The organism is Streptomyces sp. NPDC050636, assembly GCF_040654775.1.
GTDB lineage: Bacteria > Actinomycetota > Actinomycetes > Streptomycetales > Streptomycetaceae > Streptomyces.
In genome coordinates this window covers 146,667-166,223 of record NZ_JBFAIP010000008.1, presented here as the reverse complement: position 1 = coordinate 166,223, position 19,557 = coordinate 146,667, and the positions used below count along the sequence as shown (strand labels likewise).

General features: G+C 68.5%; 17 protein-coding genes. 9 read left to right on the top strand and 8 right to left on the bottom strand.

From position 1 onward, the window contains the following. Positions 1 to 1,158 carry a betaine/proline/choline family ABC transporter ATP-binding protein gene (locus tag AB0I10_RS11180; protein ID WP_363152106.1) on the top strand — a complete coding sequence of 386 codons (1,158 nt, stop codon included), beginning with the start codon at positions 1 to 3 and terminating at the stop codon, positions 1,156 to 1,158. Positions 1,159 to 1,258: 100 nt separating this feature from the next. Here AB0I10_RS11180 and AB0I10_RS11175 read toward each other — a convergent pair whose 3' ends face one another. Genes AB0I10_RS11175 through AB0I10_RS11165 form a run of 3 tightly spaced genes read right to left on the bottom strand, consistent with a single transcriptional unit; the run spans position 1,259 to position 3,644 of the window. After that, positions 1,259 to 2,233: an ABC transporter substrate-binding protein gene (locus tag AB0I10_RS11175; RefSeq protein WP_363152105.1), complete on the bottom strand. Its 975-nt coding sequence runs from the start codon at positions 2,231 to 2,233 to the stop codon at positions 1,259 to 1,261. Further along, positions 2,230 to 2,904: an ABC transporter permease subunit gene (locus AB0I10_RS11170; protein WP_363152104.1), complete on the bottom strand. Its 675-nt coding sequence runs from the start codon at positions 2,902 to 2,904 to the stop codon at positions 2,230 to 2,232. The genes AB0I10_RS11175 and AB0I10_RS11170 overlap by 4 nt, the downstream gene beginning before the upstream one ends. Beyond that, the gene (locus AB0I10_RS11165; RefSeq protein WP_363152103.1) at positions 2,901 to 3,644 is read right to left on the bottom strand and encodes an ABC transporter permease; all 744 of its coding nucleotides are present in this window, start codon (positions 3,642 to 3,644) and stop codon (positions 2,901 to 2,903) included. Before AB0I10_RS11165 ends, AB0I10_RS11170 begins: the two co-directional genes overlap by 4 nt. Positions 3,645 to 3,987: 343 nt before the next feature. On the opposite strand from AB0I10_RS11165, the gene AB0I10_RS11160 reads away from it, so the two are divergent. After that, positions 3,988 to 4,818 carry a polysaccharide deacetylase family protein gene (locus tag AB0I10_RS11160; RefSeq protein WP_363152102.1) on the top strand — a complete coding sequence of 277 codons (831 nt, stop codon included), beginning with the start codon at positions 3,988 to 3,990 and terminating at the stop codon, positions 4,816 to 4,818. A gap of 68 nt (positions 4,819 to 4,886) precedes the next feature. On the opposite strand, the gene AB0I10_RS11155 is transcribed toward AB0I10_RS11160, so the two are convergent. Both AB0I10_RS11155 and AB0I10_RS11150 read right to left on the bottom strand, forming a co-directional pair. Further along, positions 4,887 to 6,128 carry an alpha/beta hydrolase-fold protein gene (locus tag AB0I10_RS11155; RefSeq protein WP_363152101.1) on the bottom strand — a complete coding sequence of 414 codons (1,242 nt, stop codon included), beginning with the start codon at positions 6,126 to 6,128 and terminating at the stop codon, positions 4,887 to 4,889. A gap of 305 nt (positions 6,129 to 6,433) precedes the next feature. Beyond that, positions 6,434 to 8,512 carry a PhoX family phosphatase gene (locus AB0I10_RS11150; protein WP_363152100.1) on the bottom strand — a complete coding sequence of 693 codons (2,079 nt, stop codon included), beginning with the start codon at positions 8,510 to 8,512 and terminating at the stop codon, positions 6,434 to 6,436. Between the two features lie 539 nt (positions 8,513 to 9,051). Here AB0I10_RS11150 and AB0I10_RS11145 point away from each other — a divergent pair. Further along, positions 9,052 to 10,524 carry a VWA domain-containing protein gene (locus AB0I10_RS11145; protein ID WP_363152099.1) on the top strand — a complete coding sequence of 491 codons (1,473 nt, stop codon included), beginning with the start codon at positions 9,052 to 9,054 and terminating at the stop codon, positions 10,522 to 10,524. A 557-nt stretch (positions 10,525 to 11,081) separates the two neighbouring features. Beyond that, a complete protein-coding gene (locus AB0I10_RS11140) occupies positions 11,082 to 11,735 on the top strand; it encodes a hypothetical protein (protein ID WP_363152098.1) in 654 nt (217 codons plus the stop codon). On the opposite strand, the gene AB0I10_RS11135 is transcribed toward AB0I10_RS11140, so the two are convergent. Further along, the gene (locus AB0I10_RS11135) at positions 11,716 to 12,591 is read right to left on the bottom strand and encodes a hypothetical protein (RefSeq protein WP_363152097.1); all 876 of its coding nucleotides are present in this window, start codon (positions 12,589 to 12,591) and stop codon (positions 11,716 to 11,718) included. The two genes, AB0I10_RS11140 and AB0I10_RS11135, sit on opposite strands and share 20 nt — an antisense overlap. Positions 12,592 to 13,060: 469 nt before the next feature. Between AB0I10_RS11135 and AB0I10_RS11130 the strand changes: the two genes are divergently transcribed. The 3 genes from AB0I10_RS11130 to AB0I10_RS11120 all read left to right on the top strand — a co-directional run bounded on the left by AB0I10_RS11130 (position 13,061) and on the right by AB0I10_RS11120 (position 15,745). Continuing rightward, positions 13,061 to 14,638: an MFS transporter gene (locus AB0I10_RS11130; RefSeq protein ID WP_363152096.1), complete on the top strand. Its 1,578-nt coding sequence runs from the start codon at positions 13,061 to 13,063 to the stop codon at positions 14,636 to 14,638. 79 nt (positions 14,639 to 14,717) lie between these two features. After that, positions 14,718 to 15,083, top strand: a complete 366-nt coding sequence (locus AB0I10_RS11125; protein ID WP_363152095.1) for a hypothetical protein — start codon at positions 14,718 to 14,720, stop codon at positions 15,081 to 15,083. Next, positions 15,080 to 15,745, top strand: a complete 666-nt coding sequence (locus AB0I10_RS11120; protein WP_363152094.1) for a nucleotidyl transferase AbiEii/AbiGii toxin family protein — start codon at positions 15,080 to 15,082, stop codon at positions 15,743 to 15,745. Before AB0I10_RS11125 ends, AB0I10_RS11120 begins: the two co-directional genes overlap by 4 nt. Positions 15,746 to 15,781: 36 nt before the next feature. Here AB0I10_RS11120 and AB0I10_RS11115 read toward each other — a convergent pair whose 3' ends face one another. Next, positions 15,782 to 16,039 (bottom strand): DUF397 domain-containing protein, encoded by a 258-nt coding sequence (locus tag AB0I10_RS11115; RefSeq protein ID WP_363152093.1) that lies wholly within the window; start codon positions 16,037 to 16,039, stop codon positions 15,782 to 15,784. Continuing rightward, positions 16,036 to 16,848 carry a helix-turn-helix transcriptional regulator gene (locus AB0I10_RS11110; RefSeq protein ID WP_363152092.1) on the bottom strand — a complete coding sequence of 271 codons (813 nt, stop codon included), beginning with the start codon at positions 16,846 to 16,848 and terminating at the stop codon, positions 16,036 to 16,038. Before AB0I10_RS11110 ends, AB0I10_RS11115 begins: the two co-directional genes overlap by 4 nt. A 261-nt stretch (positions 16,849 to 17,109) precedes the next feature. Here AB0I10_RS11110 and metG point away from each other — a divergent pair, with 261 nt between their 5' ends. Next, positions 17,110 to 18,837, top strand: a complete 1,728-nt coding sequence (metG, locus tag AB0I10_RS11105; protein WP_363152091.1) for a methionine--tRNA ligase — start codon at positions 17,110 to 17,112, stop codon at positions 18,835 to 18,837. 214 nt (positions 18,838 to 19,051) lie between these two features. Continuing rightward, entirely contained in the window at positions 19,052 to 19,534 is a 483-nt protein-coding gene (locus tag AB0I10_RS11100; RefSeq protein WP_363152090.1) for a DinB family protein, read from the top strand. Positions 19,535 to 19,557: the final 23 nt, after the last annotated feature.

Here is a 19,557-nt window from a genome sequence, read left to right as displayed (position 1 = left end):
ATGATCCGGTTCGATTCCGTCACCAAGCGCTACCCGGACGGGACCACCGCCGTCGACAACCTCTCGTTCGAGGTGAACGAGGGCGAGCTGGTGACCCTCGTCGGCCCGTCGGGCTGCGGCAAGACCACCACGATGATGATGGTCAACCGGCTCATCGACCCCACCGACGGGCGGATCTTCGTCGAGGGCTCCGATATCTCCGAGGCCGACCCGGTCCAACTGCGCCGCCGGATGGGCTATGTCATCCAGCAGACCGGCCTCTTCCCGCACCGCACCGTCCTCGACAACACCGCGACGGTGCCGTTCCTGACCGGCTGGAAGAGGGCAAAGGCACGGGCGCGGGCCGCCGAGCTCCTCGACATGGTCGGCCTGGACCCGGCCGTCTACGGCCCGCGCTACCCCGAGCAGCTGTCCGGCGGTCAGCGCCAGCGCGTGGGTGTCGCCCGCGCACTCGCCGCGGACCCGCCCGTACTCCTCATGGACGAGCCGTTCGGCGCCGTCGACCCGGTCGTCCGCGACCGCCTCCAGAAGGAGTTCCTGCGCCTCCAGGCCACCATGCACAAAACGGTGCTGCTGGTCACCCACGACATCGAGGAGGCCATCCGGCTCGGCGACCGGATCGCGGTCTACGGGGAGGGCCGGATCGAGCAGTACGACACCCCCGCGAGTGTGCTCGGCGCCCCCGCCTCCCCCTACGTCGCCGAATTCGTCGGCAGCGACCGCGCGTTGAAGCAGCTCTCGGTCACCGGCATCGACCGCGACGACCTGGAGCGGCCGCCCTTCGCCCGGCTCGACGAACCGGCCGGCCAGGCATCGGCCCGGATGCGCACGGACGGCGCCCGATGGGCCGTCGTCCTGGACGGCGACGGCGAACTGCATGGCTGGGTGGGCGTCGACGAGCTGTCCGAGGCGACCGGAACCGTAGCCGACCGGGCCCGCCGTATGGAGGCCTGGGTCCCGGTGAGCGGCACTCTGAAGCAGGCATTCAGCGAGATGCTCAAGCATGACGCCGGCTGGATCGCGGTCCTGGACGACCGCCGCTTCCTGGGCGTCCTGACCCCGGCAAAGCTCCACGAGGCACTGCGCCGCACGATCGGGTCGGACGAACGCGGTGTCCCGCGGCACCGGGCGACGGTGGACTCGGTCCCTACGGAATGAGCCTCGGCCCTTTCAGAATGAGGAGGGCGGCGTTTCACGTGAAACGTCGTCCGGGCGGCAGCGTTTCACGTGAAACAGCCTCCTGGGCCGGCGAGTTGTGTCAGCTCTTCCGCAACAACCCTTTGGACTTCAGGTAGTTGCGGGCCACATCCGCCGGCAACCGCCGCCAGCTGTCGACCTGTTCATTGAGGCGCGCCAGATCGGCGGTGGTCAGGACCGTGTTGAGGCGGTTGAGCGCAGCGGCGGCCCGTTCACTGCCGACCCGTGCGCGGTTGACGACCGGAACGACATTGTCGGCGTTCTGCAGTTTCTTGTCATCGGCGAGGAGCACCAGGCCGAACTGGTCGAGGGTGGCGTCCGTACTGGTGGTCAGCACCATCTGGTCCTGCCCGCTTTGGACGGCCTGTTTGGCGGGCGTGGTCCCGACGCCTTTCGGGTCGACGGCGGTCACGTTGATCCCGTAGGTCTTCTTCAGCCCCGGTGCACAGAACGGCCGCTGAACACATTCATCGCCCGCCGCCAGCCGTACGGGCAGCTTGGCGCGGCCCAGATCGCTGAGGGTTCTGAGGCGGTGCTTGGCGGCGTAGGCGGCGCTCACCGCGAAGGCGTTCTGGTCGACGGCCCGGCCGGCCGGGAGGACGGTGAGCCCGCGAGGGGTGGCGAGCCCGCGCAGGGCGGCCATGGTGGCGGCGAGGTCGGGCGAGGCGACCGGGGCGGCCTCCGGCCCATTGGTCTTGGCGTTGAGCCAGTCCGCGAAGGTGGCGGCATACTCCGGGACGACATCGACCTGGCCGTTCTCCAGGGCGGGTTCGTACAGCTCGCGGTTGCCGACGGTGAGGATGTCGGTCCGGTACCCGGCCTCGTCGAGCAGCGCCGCGTACATCCGGGCGAGCAGCTCGCTCTCGGTGAAGCCGGCCGAGCCGATGGACAGGTCGCGGCTGTCACCGGGCGGGGCGGTGATCGCGCCACGGTTCTCCAGGGAGGGGCCGCTGGTGCAGGCGGCGAGGAGAAGCAGAAGCGCGCAGACGTACGGAACCGGTGTCCGGCGCGCGCTTCTCCCGCTCCCCGCCCTCACCGGACCCGCCCGCGCACCCACGGCGGCGCGAACCGCTGCCCGATCTCGAACGCGGCCTCCATCAGCAGCGCGAACACGGCGACGATCACCGCGCCGGCCACCACCTGCGGTGTGCTGGCGAGGTTGAAGCCCGCGGTGATGATCCGGCCGAGCCCGCCGCCGCCCACCAGCGCGGCGAGGGTGGCGGTGGCGACGAGCTGGACGGCGGCGATCCGTACGCCGGTCAGCACGAGCGGGAACGCCAGCGGCACCTCGACCCGCCACACCAGCTGCGTACCGGTCATCCCCATGCCCCGCGCCGCCCGCACCACGTCCTGGTCCACCTCGCGCATCCCGACGTACGCATTGGTCAGCAGCGGCGGAATGGCGAACAGCACCAGTGCGATGACCGTCGGCCACTCCCCGTACTGCCCGATGGGGGTGAGCAGAAGCAGCACCAGTACGGCGAAGGTCGGCACCGCGCGGCCGATGTTGGCGAGGTTGACGGCGAGCGCACCGCCGCGCCCCAGGTGGCCGAGGGTCAGCGCGATGGGCAGCGCGATCAGGGCGCTGATGATGAGGCAGACGACGGTCAGTACGAGGTGCTGGCCGAGCCTGTTCCAGACGCCGTTCTCGCCGTACCAGTTGGCGGCGGTGGTCAGCCATGTCCAGACCGCGGAAAGGGTGTTCATGTCCGCTGCCCGGGAGCGGTGACCAGCCGCTTCGGTCCCGCCGTCCGGGCGCGCGGCCGGGTCCTGCGGGCGGCCCGCCGCCATGGGGTGAGCAGGCGTTCCGCGCCGAGCAGCAGCAGGTCGAAGGCGACCGCGATGATCACGCACAGCACGGACGCGGTGAGCACCTGCGCCTTGAAGAAGGAGTTCATCCCGGCGTAGATGAGGTTGCCCAGGCCGCCGTGTCCGACGATCGCCCCGACGGTGGTGAGCGCGACCGCCGAGACGGTGGCGATCCGCAGCCCGGCCATCGCCGCGGGCAACGCCAACGGCAGCTCGACGGTGAGCAGTTGGCGCATCGGCCCGTAGCCCATGCCGCGGGCGGCCTCCTTGGCCTCGGCGGGCACGCCGGCCAGCCCCGCCAGGAGGTTCCGTACGAGAAGGGTGAGGGAGTAGAGGGCGAGGCCGACCACGACGAGGGTGGCGGAGAGCCCGTAGAGCGGCAGCAGCAGGGAGAACATCGCCAGCGACGGGATCGTGTAGATCACGGTGGTGATGCCCAGCACCGGGCCGACCGTCCAGCGCCTGCGACGGGCCAGCAGCGCCAGCGGGACCGCGATCACCAGCCCGAGGCCCACGGAGATCACCGTCAGCTGGACGTGCTCGACCGACGCGTCGAGCAGGATCTGGCGGCGGGTGCTCAGGTAGTCGCCGCAGATCCAGTCGTTGCGGGCCAGGCAGTCGTCCGGCGGGGCGGTCACGGTACGAGTCCATCGCGGGCGGGACGGGGTGTCGCGCGGGGCGCGTCCGATCGGGGTGTTGCCCTACTCATGCCATGTAGACACCTCACGTATACACACAGTGTGTACTGCCTATGTATAGTTCCTGGAGTCCGTTCGACCACTGGTCGGCGCGGCGAGCCACGGCTCGTCCGCGTCAGCTTCGCCATGCCCGAAGGCCGCCGGAAAGGCCACCTGCAAGCTGCCTCAAAGCTGCCCGAAAGCCGTCTCAAAGCGCAGGTCACGGACCCTTCCCCAAGCTCTCGACTGCGTTCGAGCAGGGGAGGCCCCTATCCCGTCGCCCGCGTCCGAAGAGAGACCTCGCATGCCGAAGAAGATGTCCGCGGCCCGCAGCAAGGCCATAGCCGGGCTGCTGGCGGCCACGTCCCTGGTCCTGGCCCTCAGCAGCTGCGCCACCTACGACGTCACCGCGCCGGCCGACGCCCGGGACGACGCACCGGCGGCCGACGTGAAGGCGAAGGACGCGAAGGGCGGGGCAGGGAAGGGCGGGAACTCCCCGGCCAAGAGCGCGGACGGCGACGACGTCGACTGCCGCAAAGCCAAGTGCGTCGCGCTCACCTTCGACGCGGGCCCCAGCGAGAACACGCCCCGGCTGCTGGACATCCTGAAGAAGGAGAAGATGCATGCGACCTTCTTCATGCTCGGCAAGAACCACGTCGTCAAGCGCCCGGCCGACGTGAAGCGGATCGACGCCGAGGGCCACGAGCTGGCCAACCACACCTGGTCACACGAGATCCTGACCGAGATCGAGCCGGCGAAGGCCAAGCTGGAGCTGTCCCGCACCCAGGACGCGGTCCAGAAGATCACCGGCAAGAAGCCCACACTGATGCGCCCGCCGCAGGGGAAGACCGATGGAGAGGTCTCCAAGATCAGCCGCGATCTCGGCCTGGCGCAGGTCCTGTGGAGTGTGACCGCGAAGGACTACCAGACCAACGACTCCGCGCTGATCACCAAGCGGGTGCTGGACCAGACCGAGCGGGACGGCATCATCCTGCTGCACGACATCTACAAGGGCACCGTGCCGGCCGTCCCGGGCATCCTCAAGGAGCTCAAGAAGCGCGGCTTCACGATCGTCACCGTCTCCCAGCTGCTGTCACCGGCCAAGCCGGAGCCGGGGATGGTCTACCGGCCATGAGGCAGTGACGCTGCCGTGACGATCGCCGCCCCGGCCGCCGTGACGACCGCCGGGGCGGCGCGGGGGCATCACCCCCGCCCCGACTCCTTCGCCGGTCCCGCACCCGGCTTCGGCTTCGGCTCCGGCTTGGGCGGCGGAACGGCCTCCGTGTCCTGCGGGAACGTCAGCTGCCGGCTCTGCCACTCCAGCGCCGGGGCGACCTCCCGGCGCCATGTCGTGAACTGGTGGCTGCCCTGCGGCAGGATGATCGAGTCGACCATCATCGGCGCCTTCGCCGCACGAATGAACTTCATCGTGTCGCCGTACCCCTGCTCGCCCTTGCGGCTGCTGGCGACCAGCGCGGAAACCTGCGGCGCGGGCAGATGCTTCAGCCGCCACAACAGATCGTGCTCACGCTCCCGCCGCGCACCGGCCTCGCCGGAGCCGAAAAGGCTGCCGGTGGTGAGGTCGTCCTTGATCGCGAAGTCACCGGAGAGCGACACCGCGGACGTGTAGACCTTCGGGTTGCGCATCGCCAGCTGAAGCGAGCACGTACCACCGGACGAATAGCCGAACGCGCCCCAGGCACTGGGGTCACGGCCCACCCGATAGGCCGACTTCAGTGCGTCCGGCAGATCCTTGGTGAAGAACGTCTCGGCCTGCGGCCCGCCCGGAACATCCACGCACTCGGTGTCCCGCGGCGGCGCGATCGTCGGCCGGACCATCACGAGCACGGTCGGCTGCATCTTGCCCTGCGCGATCAGTTTGCCCGCGTTCTGCGGCACCTGAAGATGCTGCGCGAGATTCATGATCCCGCCGGGATAGCCGCTGATGACGACCATGACGGGGAACCGCTGCCGACGGAACTGCGGCTGGAAATACTGCGGCGGAAGATAGACGAATCCGGGATTGATGGCCCGCGACCGGCGGCCGATGAACCGTACGGACTCGACCTTGCCGACCTTGTCGGGGGTACCTTGCGGGAGCCCGCTCACCCGATCGAGACCCTGCGGACCGGCCGGTTGGACCAGCCCGCCATTCATGTTGCCGACCGCGGCGTACGCCCCGCCGCCCTGGCTCACGGACGCCGGGGCCTCCTCGTTGTTGCCCAGCAGTTCGTCCCAGTTGCCGTAGAACTCGAAGCTGGAATTCACCGCGAGAGCGAGGGCGCACACGATGGAGATCTGGGTGAGCACGATGGCGCCGAGCCTGCCCAGGATGGGCCGTACGCCCTGCCGCGACAACCGGGGCCAGAGCCACACCGTGGCGGCCACGCAGGCCAATGCCACCACGATCACCGTGTATTCGAGCGACTGACTGGTCAGCCCCATGCGCCCACATCTCCCGTCACCCAGAAAGGGTTCTTGCCTTCATTACCGGCCGCCTAGTGGCACAACGGACGGCTCCGGACAATGGTCACCGGAGAAGACGGGCACAACTGCGTATCGGATACCTGAGCGACTAATCCTTACCCAGCTCTTGCCGTTCCGTTTCCGGGGCGTGATGTGGGATGGGGCAGATAGCCACAAAAGGCGGGACGAGAGTGCCGGACGTACGCCTGGGCGGTGGCGTACGTCCGGCTGGGCGCCCCTCCCCCCGGTTACAGGGGCGCCCAGGTCATGCGTACTTCACGGGATCACCTCCCGATGTCCCGCCCGTCCTCCCGCCACACGGTCACCACGGACGGCCGGACCAACGTCCCCGCCCCGTCCGGCCATTGCGACGCCGGCTTCTCGACGCTCGCACCGTCCACCTCGCCCGGATGCTGCACGGCGATCATCACCCTGCGGTTCTGCACGATCGGCCCACAGGTCTCGGCCCCCGTCGGCACGGTCAGGAACTGCTTGACCTCACCGCGCCGTTCGCCCGCGGTCGCCACCCCGAACAGTCCGTCGTGGCTGCCCAGCGCATTCCCGTCCGTCGAGATCCACAGATTTCCGTAGGCATCGAACGTGATGTTGTCCGGGCAGGAAATCGGGCTGACCTGATCCTTCGGAAATCCGCCGAAGTATGTGGCCGGGTCCTCGGGATCGCCGCAGACCAGGAACAGCCGCCAGTGGAAGCGGTCCGCCGACGGGTCGCCCCACAGCTCGCTCAACTCCAGAATCTGCCCGTGCTTGTTGCTGTTCCGCGGATTGACCTCATCCGCGGCGGCCTTCCCCGCCTTGCCGCGATCGCTGTTGTTCGTCAGCGCGACATAGACCCGCCCGGTACGCGGGCTGGGCTCGACGTCCTCCGGCCGGTCCATCTTCGTGGCGCCCACCTTGTCGGCGGCCATCCGCGTGAAGACGTACACCTCTTCCGCCGTCATCCCCGGCACATACGACGTATCGCCGCTGGCCAGCGGAATCCATTTCCCGGACCCGTCGAACTCCCCGTCCTTCGGCAGCTTCCCGGAACCGTCGATCTCCGCCGGCGCGCTGTCCCCCGTGAACTTGGCGACGTACAACGTCCCTTCGTCCAGCAGCGTCCGATTGTGCTCCCGGGCGTCCCGTCCGCTGCCCCTCTTCATCCGCTTCGCGGAAACGAACTTGTAGAAGTAATCGAACTTCTCGTCATCGCCCATATAGAGCACGGGCCGGCCATCGTCCGTCAGCCGCGGCTCGGCAGCCTCGTGCTTGAACCGCCCCAGCGCCGTCAGCTTCCGCGGCGTCGACTCGGGATCGTACGGATCGATTTCCACGACCCACCCGAACCGGTTCACCTCATTCGGCTCGCGCGCCACATCGAAACGCGTGTCGAACCGCTCCCACTTCCGCTCACTGGCGGCCCCCGCAATCCCGTACCGCTTGAGGCGCGCGGCGGCCACCGGATCGGTAACGGACCCCCCATTGGCGAAGTACTGGTTGAAATTCTCCTCACCCGACAGCACGGTGCCCCACGGAGTGATACCGCCACCGCAGTTGTTCAGCGTGCCGAGAATGCGGGTGCCGTCGGGGTCCGCGGACGTCTTCAGCAGATCGCTGCCCGCCGCCGGCCCGGTGACCTCGAACGGCGTGGTCCCGGTGATCCGGCGGTTGAGGTGGTGCCGGGTCACCGCCGTCAGCCGGCCGGTGCGCTGCTCCTCCTGCGCGACGAGTACGGACAGGCCGTGCGCCGCCCAGCCGATCTCGGCCTGCTCCCGCGTCGGCGCGTCCGCGTCGTACCCGGCGAACATCAGCTGCTCGTCCGTGTACTCGTGGTTGATCACCAACAGCTGCCGGTGCCGCTCGCCCGGCACCTCCAGCACGGCCATGTAGTCGTTGTTGTAACCGAACTGCCCCGCCTGCGCCTTGGCCGACTGCCGATCGGGGTCGAAGGCCGGCGCACCACGCAGAATCGGGTCGCCCCAGCGGATGACGATATTCTGCGCATACCCCTCGGGAACGACCACATCGTCGACGGTGTTCGGCGCGACAACCGGGAACCGCAGCCCACGCGCGGCCTTCCCGCCCTTCCCACGGAGGTCGTTCCGGTCCGCGGCAGGCGCGGCAACGGCCTGCGGCGCTCCCGTCCCGGCCAGCACGGCACCGCCGGCCGCGGCCGCGACCGTCACCACCGCGGCCGCCCGCACCATCGAACGCCGCGACAGCGCACCGGCGATGACATCACCGACATATTCGTTATCGCTCACATTGGGCGTCTCATGAAAACAGGCGTCACCACAGCGGTACCGGCACGTCATGGCCGAACGCCCGCCGGGATGCGAGCCGATCAGCGGCAGAAACTTGCGCACGCTTTCCCCTCCGTAAAACGCGTAAAACGCTTCGAACGATTCGTTCTCTTCGTTCTCTTCGTTCGATTCGCCGTGACGGTAGGCCCGCCGCCCCGCCGGACGGCGTCGCAAACATGAACTCGCGGTGAATCCGAGGGGACTACGAGCCTTTGCGGCGCCGTACGAAGGGCCAAGCGCTGCCATCCGAGGCGTCATGCGGCCGCCGTTCGAGGCGTCATGCGGCCGCCTTCGAAGCGTCACCCCACTGCCATACGAAGCGTCACGCCACGCCTGACGAATCGTCCCCGGCGCCAAGGCCCCACCTCTGATCAGGCACAACGCTCCCGTCCCGCCGGCCACTCACCGCCCCGCCACAACGAACGGCCCATGGCCGAAACCGCATCCCGCCATCAGCCCCCCGGATGGCCCACCACACAAGGCGCGGGGTCCCACGATGAGCCCGGTGCAGGCCGCTACCCTTACGTATCCGTCCTGGTCAGGGACATGTCTGTGCTTCACGGACATACGCCGCACCCACCACACGCAAGAGAGGTTCGCCGATGGGCATTCGGAGTCTGCTACGCAACGCTTTCGGTCGCTCGAAGGCGACCCGCGAAGAAACCGGCGCGGCACCGAGCGGCGCTGATACGCCGGAGTCGGCCACGATCCCGGAGGCCCGCGAGGAGTCCACCCCGGCATCCGCCACCCCGGCGCCAGAAGCCGAGGTCCCCGCCGCCCGCACGGCCCCGGCCGAGGCCCCCGCCCCGGAGCCGACGCCCACGACCGCCACGCTCCCGGCACAGGGCAGCCCGGTGGACGTCGAGGCCGCGAAGCCGAAGGAGACGGAGGAGGCAGAGAAGCCAGAGTCGACAGAGGCCACTGCGACTACTGCGACCGCTGCGGCCACGGAGCCCGTCGCGACCATTGAGGCCGTCGAGCCCAAGCCGTCGACGACGGAGACCGCAGAGGCGACCGAAGCCACCGAAGCCACCGACCAGCGCAACGAGGACACCTCCCCCGCAACCACCGCGAGTGCTCCGGCCGAGGCTGCGGCTGCAGCTCCGGCAACCGATGCCACCGCTCTGGACGCCCCCGAGGCCATCTCCGACCTGGTGAGCCAGGCCTTCGACAACCCCGCACCGGTGGCCGCCCCCGAGCCGACCACCGAATCGGCGAAGGCGGAGCCGGAGGCAGAAGCAGCACCCGAGCCCGAGCCCAAGCCCGAGCCCAAGTCCTCAGCCCCCGAACCCGAGGCGAAGCCGGAGCCGGAGACGGAGACGGAAACCCCCTCTCCCTCCCCTTCCCCCTCCCCCGCCATCTCCCTCACCAAGGTCGAATCCACGGCCCCCGGCCTCGTCAGCCTGTACAAGTCCGCGGGCGCCACCCTCCAGAAGCACGGCCTCGCCACCCAGCGCGCCGCCGTCTACCTGGTCCTCGACCGCTCCGGCTCGATGCGCAACTACTACAAGGACGGCACGGTCCAGCACCTCGCCGAACAGGCCCTCGGCCTCTCCGCGAACCTCGACGACGACGGCAAGGTCCCGGTCGTCTTCTTCTCCACCGACGTCGACGGCACCGCCGAGGTCGACCTCACCAACTACGAAGGCCGCATCGAGGAGCTGCACTCCGGCCTCGGCCACATGGGCCGTACGAACTACCACTGGGCCATCAACGCCGTGGTCGAGCACTACAAGAAGTCCGGCTCGACGGCCCCCGCCTTCGTCATCTTCCAGACCGACGGCGCCCCGACCTCCAAGCCGGCCGCCGAAAAGGCCCTGTGCGAAGCCGCCGAACTCCCCATCTTCTGGCAGTTCATCGGCTTCGGCGACCCGGACGCAAAGGGCTTCGACTTCCTCCGCAAGCTGGACGACCTGGCCGTCCCGGAAAAGCGCGTCGTCGACAACGCCGGCTTCTTCCACGCCGGCCGCGACCCCCGCAGCCTCTCCGCCGACGAGCTCTACCAGCAGCTGATGGTCGAGTTCCCCGAATGGCTCACCGAGGCCCGCACCGCCGGCGTCCTCAAGGACAACTGACCCACCCCCAGCCTTACTTCACTCACCGGCCGCGGCCGGGCCTTAACCGGGCCCGACCGCGGCCGGCGGCTTTTCCACGCCCCCGGCACCCCCGAGGCCATTACCCAGGACTTTCCTGAGGAAGATGGTGCAGCCGTTGCCCAGCTTCTTGAGGAACTCGTTAAATCCGTCGGGGAAGGTAGCCAAACCGCCGAGGAGAATCCGGAGCTACCCGACCACAAGCCGGGCGAGTAGATATGCGGACGTAGCGATCCAGGTGTGATTTCCTGAGACTTGATCGGCCATGAGCATGCCATCAGGCGCTCTGCCAGAGAACAGTCGAGTGGGGGATGCGAATGAGTACGCCGCAGCAGCCGCAACATGGCTTTGGGGGTGCGCCGGGGTATGGCGCACCGGCGGGGGCGCCGCAGCCGGGGCAGCCGGGCGGGTACCCGCAGCAGCCTCCTGGCCATCAGGTGCCGCCAGGGCCGTATGGGCAGCAAGCGCCGTACGGCACGCCTCCGCAGGCGCCATACGGGGCGCCGCAGCAGGCTCCTTATGGGTACGGCGGGCCTGGCATGTTGCCGCCTCCGCCGCCGAAGAGCAACGCCGGGAAAACGTGGGGAATCATCGGCGCGATCGTCGGGGTGTTGGTGATCGGCAGTGTGGCGTCGGCCGTGGTCTTCTCGGGGAGGGGGAGCGGGGGCGGGAGTGGTGGTCACGCCGGCCCGAAGTACCGGATTACCGTGCCGCAGACGCTCGCCGGTGGTGAGTACAAGCTCGCCAAGGACATATCCCAGCAGGCCGCCGAATCGGTGCCGAGTGACGGGTCGAATGAGCACGGCATGAAAGCCGTGGGTGGTCAGTACACGAGCGGCACGCAGTCGCTGGTGATGCTCGGCCTCTACGGCACCATCGATGATCCCGAGAGGGCCGTCGATAGCGCCATCGGGGGCATGACGAAAAATGTGGATACGGAAGTCGCCGTCGCCGAGAAGAAGTTCACGCCCAGCGGTGGCGGGGACTCTCTGACCTGCGGGGTGGATGTGAAGACCCAAGCAGGGCAGAAAATCACGCTGGGATTCTGTGTGTGGGCTGATTACAGCACCAGCGGCAGTGTCGCGGAGACCGATGCTGCGGAATTGGGGAAGGATCCCGCATCGGTCGATCTACAGGCGTTTGCAGATAGGGCGGACAAGATACGCACCGAGGTCAAGAAGCCGCTGGGCTGATCTGGCGTGGCCGGGCGGGGAGGCCCGCGGCGGTGCGAAGGCCGGTGGCTCGGGCGTGGACCTCGGTTGGGGTGAGTGGCCCCGTCGGCTGGGGTGGAGCTTCGTCTCGGCAGGAGCAGCAGAGGCCGCCAGGGAGGGCTTCCGGGCGGCCCGGGGCGCCGCAGTTGGTGCATTCGACTAGCCAGCGGTGGGAGGGGGTGGGCTTTGGGGCGCGGCTGGGTTCCGGGGGGAGTTTGCTGGTCAGGCGGGTGCGGATGAAGGCGCCTGGGCTGCTGACCTCATCGGGGAGGCCGGCGGTCAGGGAGCGGATGAGGTGGTCCTCGGTGGCGCCTCGGGCGAGCCATTGGGAGGCGAGTCCCTCCAAGGCGGCGCATTCGGCTGCTGAGAGCGTGACGCGGTCGTCGACGTGGCCGAGTCCGGCGAGTGTGGCGTAGGCGCGGGAGTGGGGCGTCTTCTCAAGGGTGGGCGCGCTTGTCCGGCCGAGTGTTCGGGGCTTGGTGGGGCGGGGAGTCGGGGGCTTGTTGGGCGAAGTTGCCGGTGTTGGCGACTGGTTGAGGTAGGCCGACCACCAGGCGTCGGGGCGCGGTGTGCGGGAGAAGAACGTGTGGGTGACGAGCTTGTTGCTCGTGGGTGGGGCGCTGCGTACGCGGCGTAAGTGGCCTTCGGCGGAGAGGGTGCGCAGGGCGGTGGCGACGGCCTGTTGGCCGTAGTACGGCTGCGCGTCTGCGAGGACTTTGATGCTCATCGCGGCGCCTTCGGGGAGCGCGTCGATGACTCCGGCGAGGTACGCCTCACGGGGTGGGAGGTGGGAGAAGGAGTCGCCGGTGCTGTCGGTGTCAGTGACCGCGTCAGCCACCGTGCGTTTTCCGTAGCCCGGGCGGGCCATTGGGTGCGACGGCCCTGTGGGGACGGGCAAGGCGGCGATAGGCTGCGCGTTAGCCACGAGATCTCCTGGTTAGAGGACGTGATCTTGCTGGTTAGACCTCGGTTTGGTGTTGGCGCACCGGCCGGGGTCGTTTTAGTTGCTGTGAAGAGTTGCGGCGAACGCTAGAGGATCGGGACGGCGCGTCGCAAGGCGGTCACGAAAAGTGATCTGCGGTGGTAGGCAGGCCAGTTGAGGCGTACGCGGGCCCGTGCGCGCGGGTTTGGTTGGGGGGATTTACCAACCCAAACCCAAACCACCAAAAACAACAAAACCAACAGAGCTTGGGTCTCGGGGCTCGGATCCCGAGGATCGGGACCCGAGATCCGGGAGCCGGGATCCGGCTCGGCCCCCGCCCGCCTCACAACAGGCGAGCCCCCGCCCCCCTGCCTACGCTGAATAGGTGAAGGGTGATTCAGAGGGAGACCCCGCGCCCCCTCCCGGCCAGCCCAGCACTCCCACCTGGGCAACGCAGCCCGCGCCCGATCCGCGCCGCTGGTGGGGGCTCGTGGTGATCGCGCTCGCCCAGTTGATGGTGGTGCTGGATGCCACGATCGTGAATATCGCGCTGCCGTCGGCACAGCAGGACCTGGGAGTGTCGGATGCGAACCGGCAGTGGGTGATCACCGCGTACACGCTCGCGTTCGGCGGGCTGCTGCTGCTCGGCGGTCGGATCGCGGACCTCGTGGGGCGTAAGCGGACCTTCATGATCGGGCTGGTCGGGTTCGCCATCGCGTCCGGTTTCGGCGGCGCCGCCACCGGCCCTGCGCTGCTGTTCGGGGCGCGCGCCCTTCAAGGCGCCTTCGCCGCGCTGCTGGCCCCGTCCGCGCTGTCGCTGCTGACCACGACCTTCACCATCGGGAAGGAGCGCAGCAAGGCGTTCGGGATCTACGGCGCTATCGCGGGTGGGGGCGCCGCCATCGGGTTGATCGCCGGCGGGCTGCTGACCGAGTACCTGAACTGGCGCTGGTGTCTGTACGTGAACATCCCCATCGCCGCCATCGCGTTCGCCGGCGCGGCCGTGTTCCTCCACGACAAGCCCGTCCGCGCCCCCGCCCACCTGGACGTACCCGGTGTCGTACTCGGCTGCACCGGTCTGGTCGCGATCGTCTACGGGTGCAGCGAGGCCCAGCCGCGCGGCTGGAGTGACTCACGGGTGATCGCGCTGCTGGTGGGTGGCGTGGTGCTGCTCGGCGTCTTCGCGTGGTGGCAGACACGGTCCCGTCACCCGCTGCTGCCCCTGCACATCGTTCGCGACCGCAACCGCGGCGGGGCCTTCCTGACCATGGGCCTGTCCATCATCGCGATGTTCGGGATGTTCCTGTTCATGACCTATTACTTCCAGGCCGTGCTCGGATACTCGCCGGTCAAGGCGGGCCTGGCGTTCCTGCCGATGGTCGGTGCGATCGTCATCGGGTCGACGCAGATCTCCGCGCGGCTGCTGCATCTCGTCGCGCCACGGATGCTGATGGTCCCCGGCGCGCTGCTCGTCGCCGTGGGCCTGTATCTGCTGACGTACCTGACCGCGCGCCCCGCGTACGCCTCGCACGTGCTACCCACCGAAATCCTCGTCGGCCTCGGCATGGGCCTGATCTTCATGCCGGTGATCGCGACAGCCACGTCCGGGGTGGCGCTACAGGACGCCGGCGTCACGTCCGCGACCGTCAACACCGCCCAGCAGGTGGGCGGTTCGGTCGGTACGGCGCTGCTCAACACGATCGCGACGTCGGCGAGTGCGACGTATGTCGCGTCCCATCTCGCGGACGCCGCCCGGAGGAATGCAGGCCGTATTACGCCGGCCATGCGGGATGCCGTCGTGAAGGAGGGCGTGGTGCACGGGTTCAACGTGGCGATGGGCATCGGTTCGCTGATCATGCTGCTGGCCGCTGTGGTCGCCGGCCTGATGATCACGACCCGTACGGCGAAGCAGGGGCCGGTGGCGGAGGAGGCGCCGCCGGTCAGCGACCGGCGGCGAGTGTGACGCACCAGGCCAGCGACGCAAGCACAGCGGATACGGCCCGCCAGTACCCGTCAGCGCCCCGGCAGGGGATAATCGCTTCATGGCCTCGCAGTCCTCCCCCACCGCCGCACCGTCCAGCGCGGACGTGCTGCGCCAGCGGTACTCCGACCGCCTGCCTGCCTCCCTCGACGACCTCACCGGCCCCACCCAGGGCCACGTAGAGCTGCCGCTGCACGTCGCCTGGTCCGGCCTGCGCACCTACGATCTGCGCCGGCCACGCCAGTGCATGAGCTACTACCGGACCGTCCTGGCCGAGGGACAGCGCGACGATCTGACCGCGCTGCTCGACGGCGGCTTGCTGGTCTCGCAGTGGCCGGTGCTGCGCACGCTGGTCAGTCGTCACCTCCGCGAGGTGTGGGAGGCGGCCTTCCCCACTCTGGCCGGCGCGACGTCCGCGGCCGCGTGAACCTCAGCGCACTCCACCGCCGGCTCCTGGCCGACGTCCTCGCCATCGGCAGTCCCTACCCCTTGGTCATCACCGGCGGCTACGCCGTCCAGGCCCACGGGCTGGTCAACCGCCTCAGCCAGGACCTCGATTTCGCCACCGAGAACCCCGCGCCCATGGCCGACATCGCCCGCGTCCTCCAGCAGGGCCTGTCCGAGCGCGGCTGGCAGGTCACGGTGATCAGCACCGACCCCCTCTCCGCCCGCCTCGTGGCCACCGACGCCGACGGCGCGGCATGCGAAGTCGACGTCCTCAAGGAGAACCTCTGGTCGCCGCCGCAGAACACCGCCTATGGCCCGGTCCTCTCCCTCGATGACGTCATCGGCACCAAGGTCCGCGCCCTGGCCGATCGTGGCGCCGTCCGGGACCTCATCGACGTCCACGCCGCGGAACACCGCGGCCGCCCAGAACTCGAACAGCTCGGCCAGCGCCACGGACGCGACGCGTTCCGTCTCGATGACCTGCGCGACCGTCTGGCCGGCGCCGAGTGGTACGACGATGAGGAATTCGCCGCCTACGGCCTCACCGATGACGCCATCGCCGAACTCAGAAGCTGGGCCCAACAATGGGTGAGCGACCTCGACGAACGGCTGGCGCGAGAATCCGGCGAGTACGACGGCTAACCCGCCCGACCGGCCCGGCAGTTGAGGCGCCGCCGGTCAGCGACCGGCGGCGAGTGTGAGGAAGTCGGTCCAGGCGGGGGCGGGGAAGGTGAGCTGGGGGCCGGACGTGTTCTTGGAGTCACGGACGTGGATGGTGGTGGCGGCGGGAGCATCCGGGCAGGTGGCGACCTCTACGCACTCGCTGCCCTGGTCGTCGCTGTACGTGGACTTGCGCCAGGCGAGGGCGACTTCGACGCACTCGCTGCCCTCGGAGTCGCTGTAGCTGGACTTGAACCAGGACAGGTTGCCGCTCATAGCTTCTCCAACATCCGTTCGAGGAATTTCGCCGATTCCTCAACGCTAAGGGCCTGGGTGCGGATCATGCCATGGCGAGCTGTAAGCAAACTCAGATCGGCCGGATCTGAGGTGAACTGGCTCAGGGACTGCCCCTCAGCCAGGGCGAAGTGGGCATGATCTTGGGTTTCCAGCAGCACCATCGGGCCATTGAGCGCCGCACCCGTAGGGCGGTCGAACGGCAGCACTTGAAGAGAGACGTGCCGGAGACGCCCAACCTCCAGCAAGCGCAGCAACTGTCGCTCACGCGCTCCAGCGCCGCCGATCGGGCAATACAGGGCGGCTTCGTACAGCACAAAGTTGAAGTCCACCGGCGGGGTACGAGTGAGCAGCTGCTGTCGCTCCAGCCGCGCCTGAATTCGTTGCTCAGCCGTCTCGTCGTCCAGCGGAGGAGAGTGGTCTCCGATCAACGCCCGTACGTACTCCTCCGTCTGCAACAGCCCCGGGATGAGCAGAGGCTGGTACGACGACACACTGATCGCGTCCATCTCGAACTCAAAGAAGTCCCGCGACCGCTCCGGAAACTTCCCCCTCTTCAAATACGTCAGCCCGGCGACCAACTTCCCCCTCGCCCCGAAGAGTTCATCCGCCACCTCCGCCAGCTTCGGCGGCACCGGCCGCCTTCCGCACTCCACCGACTCCACCGTGGCCGCGGAGTAGCGGGCCGCCTCGCCCACCTGCTGGCGACTGACCCCCGCGTCCTTGCGCCACAGCTGGAACTGGTTGCCGAAGTACCGGTACGGGTCCGGAAGTTGAGGTTCGTCGGCCATGAGATCCGCCCTCCCCGGCGCGTACGCACGGTGCGTACCCGCCTCGTCACTCGCAGGCTATTCCGGCCAGCGGGGCCGTACACCGTACGAACAGCGAAATTCCCCCCGCCTCGTCCCGTACGGCGACCACCCCGCCCCGTACAACGAGCCCGTACGGGCCTGCACCGCCGCCCGCCCCACCGCCCCCACCCCGTCCAGTACGATATTGACGTTCCGTAAAGCAAATCATCACTCACCGTAGCGACTTGGGAGCAGCCGGCAATGGCTCGACACCTCATCACCAGCGCCCTTCCGTATATCAACGGGATCAAGCACCTGGGCAACATGGTGGGGTCCATGCTCCCGGCCGACGTGTATTCCCGGTATATGCGGCAGCGCGGGCACGATGTGCTCTACATCTGCGCTACGGACGAGCACGGCACGCCCGCCGAGCTGGCCGCGAAGGCCGCCGGGCAGTCGGTGGACGCGTTCTGCAGCGAGCAGCACGACAAGCAGAAGGCGATCTACGAAGGCTTCGCGCTGGAGTTTGATTACTTCGGCCGGAGCTCGTCGCAGGAGAATGTGGAGCTGACCCAGCATTTCGCCCGGAAGCTGCACGAGAACGGCTTTATCGAGGAGCGTGCCATCCGGCAGGTCTACTCGAATGCCGATGAGCGCTTTCTGCCGGACCGCTACATCGTCGGTACGTGTCCGCACTGCGGCTACGACAAGGCGCGCGGCGACCAGTGCGAGAACTGCACCCGGGTGCTCGACCCGACCGATCTGATCGACGCACGGTCGGCGATCAGCGGCAGCGGCGACCTGGAAGTCCGCGAGACCAAGCACCTCTTTCTCCTCCAGTCGAAGCTGCAGCACGAGGTCGAGGGCTGGCTGGAGGGAAACGGCAGCAAGGAATGGCCGACGCTCGCTTCCTCCATCGCGCACAAGTGGCTGACGGAGGGGCTCCAGGACCGGGCGATCACCCGTGACCTGGACTGGGGCGTTCCGGTGCCGGCCGATGTGTGGCCGGAGCTGGCGGCCGAGGGCAAGGTCTTCTACGTCTGGTTCGACGCGCCGATCGAGTACATCGGGTCGACGAAGGAATGGGCGGACGTCGACCCGGAGAACCGCGACTGGAAGTCGTGGTGGTACGAGGCCGATGACACGGTCCGGTACACCGAATTCATGGCGAAGGACAATGTCCCGTTCCACAGCGTGATGTTCCCGGCGACCCAGCTGGGAACCCGTGAGCCGTGGAAGAAGGTCGACTTCCTGAAGGCCTTCAACTGGCTGAACTACTACGGCGGGAAATTCTCGACGTCGCAGCAGCGGGGCATTTTCACGGACGCGGCTCTGGAGCTGCTGCCGGCCGACTACTGGCGCTACTTCCTGATCGCCAACGCCCCGGAGTCGGACGACACGTCCTTCACCTGGGAGCTGTTCTCGTCGTCGGTCAACAAGGACCTGGCGGACACGCTCGGCAACTTCGTCAACCGGGTGCTGTCGTTCTCGCGCAAGCGCTTCGGGGACGACGTCCCGGCGGGCGCGGAGGCCGGTGCCGCCGAGCAGAAGCTGGGCGAGGAGATCGCCAGGCTGCTGGCGGAGTACGAGGGCCACATGGAGGCCCTGCAGTTCCGTAAGGCGGCGGCCTCGCTGCGTGCCCTGTGGAGCGCGGGCAACTCCTACCTGGAGGAGAAGGCCCCGTGGCTGGAGATCAAGACGGACAAGGACGCGGCGGCCCTGACGCTGCGTACCGCGATGAACCTGATCCACCTGTACGCGATCGTCTCCGAGCCGTTCATCCCCAGCTCGGCGAAGGCGATGCGGAGCGCGTTCGCGCTGAAGAACGACACGGCGGTGTGGGTCTCGGCGGATGAGGCCAAGGCCCTGGCCTCCGTTCCGGCCGGGACGCCGTTCACGGTGCCGCCGGTGCTCTTCGCGAAGATCACCGAGGATGACCTGGCTGGGTACCGGGAGCGGTTCGGCGGCAGTGAGGACGCGGACGCGTAAGCGAGATACGTAAGCGGGATACGTAACGACGGCGATGCCCCTGGACCGGATGCGGTCCGGGGGCATTGTCGTTCCGGGGTGGCGTGGCGGTTCCGGGGCGGCGTGGGTCGCCGCCGCTGCTCGCTGCTCGCCGGTCGATTGTCGCCGGTCGATTGTCAGTGGTGGGTGCGACGCTGGCTGAGTGACCATCGCTGAGAGTCGTATCAATCCGCCCATGACGGCCGACGAGCGCACCACCCTCGAATCCTGGCTCGACTTCCACCGCAGCACACTGGCCGCGAAATGCGCGGGGCTGGACGAGGCGGGCGCCCGGCAGGCGTCCGCCGAGCCCTCGCCGATCACCCTGCTCGGGCTGGTCCAGCACCTGGCGGAGGTGGAGCGGACGTGGTTCCGGCGGGTGCTGCTGGGGGCCGAGCTGCCGACCCTCCACGGGGAGCCGTACGACCCGACGGTGCCCGATGGCGGCTTCGCGCTGCCGGATGACGCCACGCTCGCCGGGACGCTGGCCCTGTGGGAGGCCGAGATACGCGCGGCGCGCGCGGCCTGTGCGGGATTGGACCTCGACGCGACGGGGGATTTCCAGGGCACTCCGGTGTCGCTGCGCTGGATCTACGTCCACATGATCGAGGAGTACGCGCGGCACAACGGGCACGCGGATCTGATCCGGGAGCGGGTGGACGGCGTGACGGGCGTGTGAGGGCGGGGGGCGTGAGGGCGGAG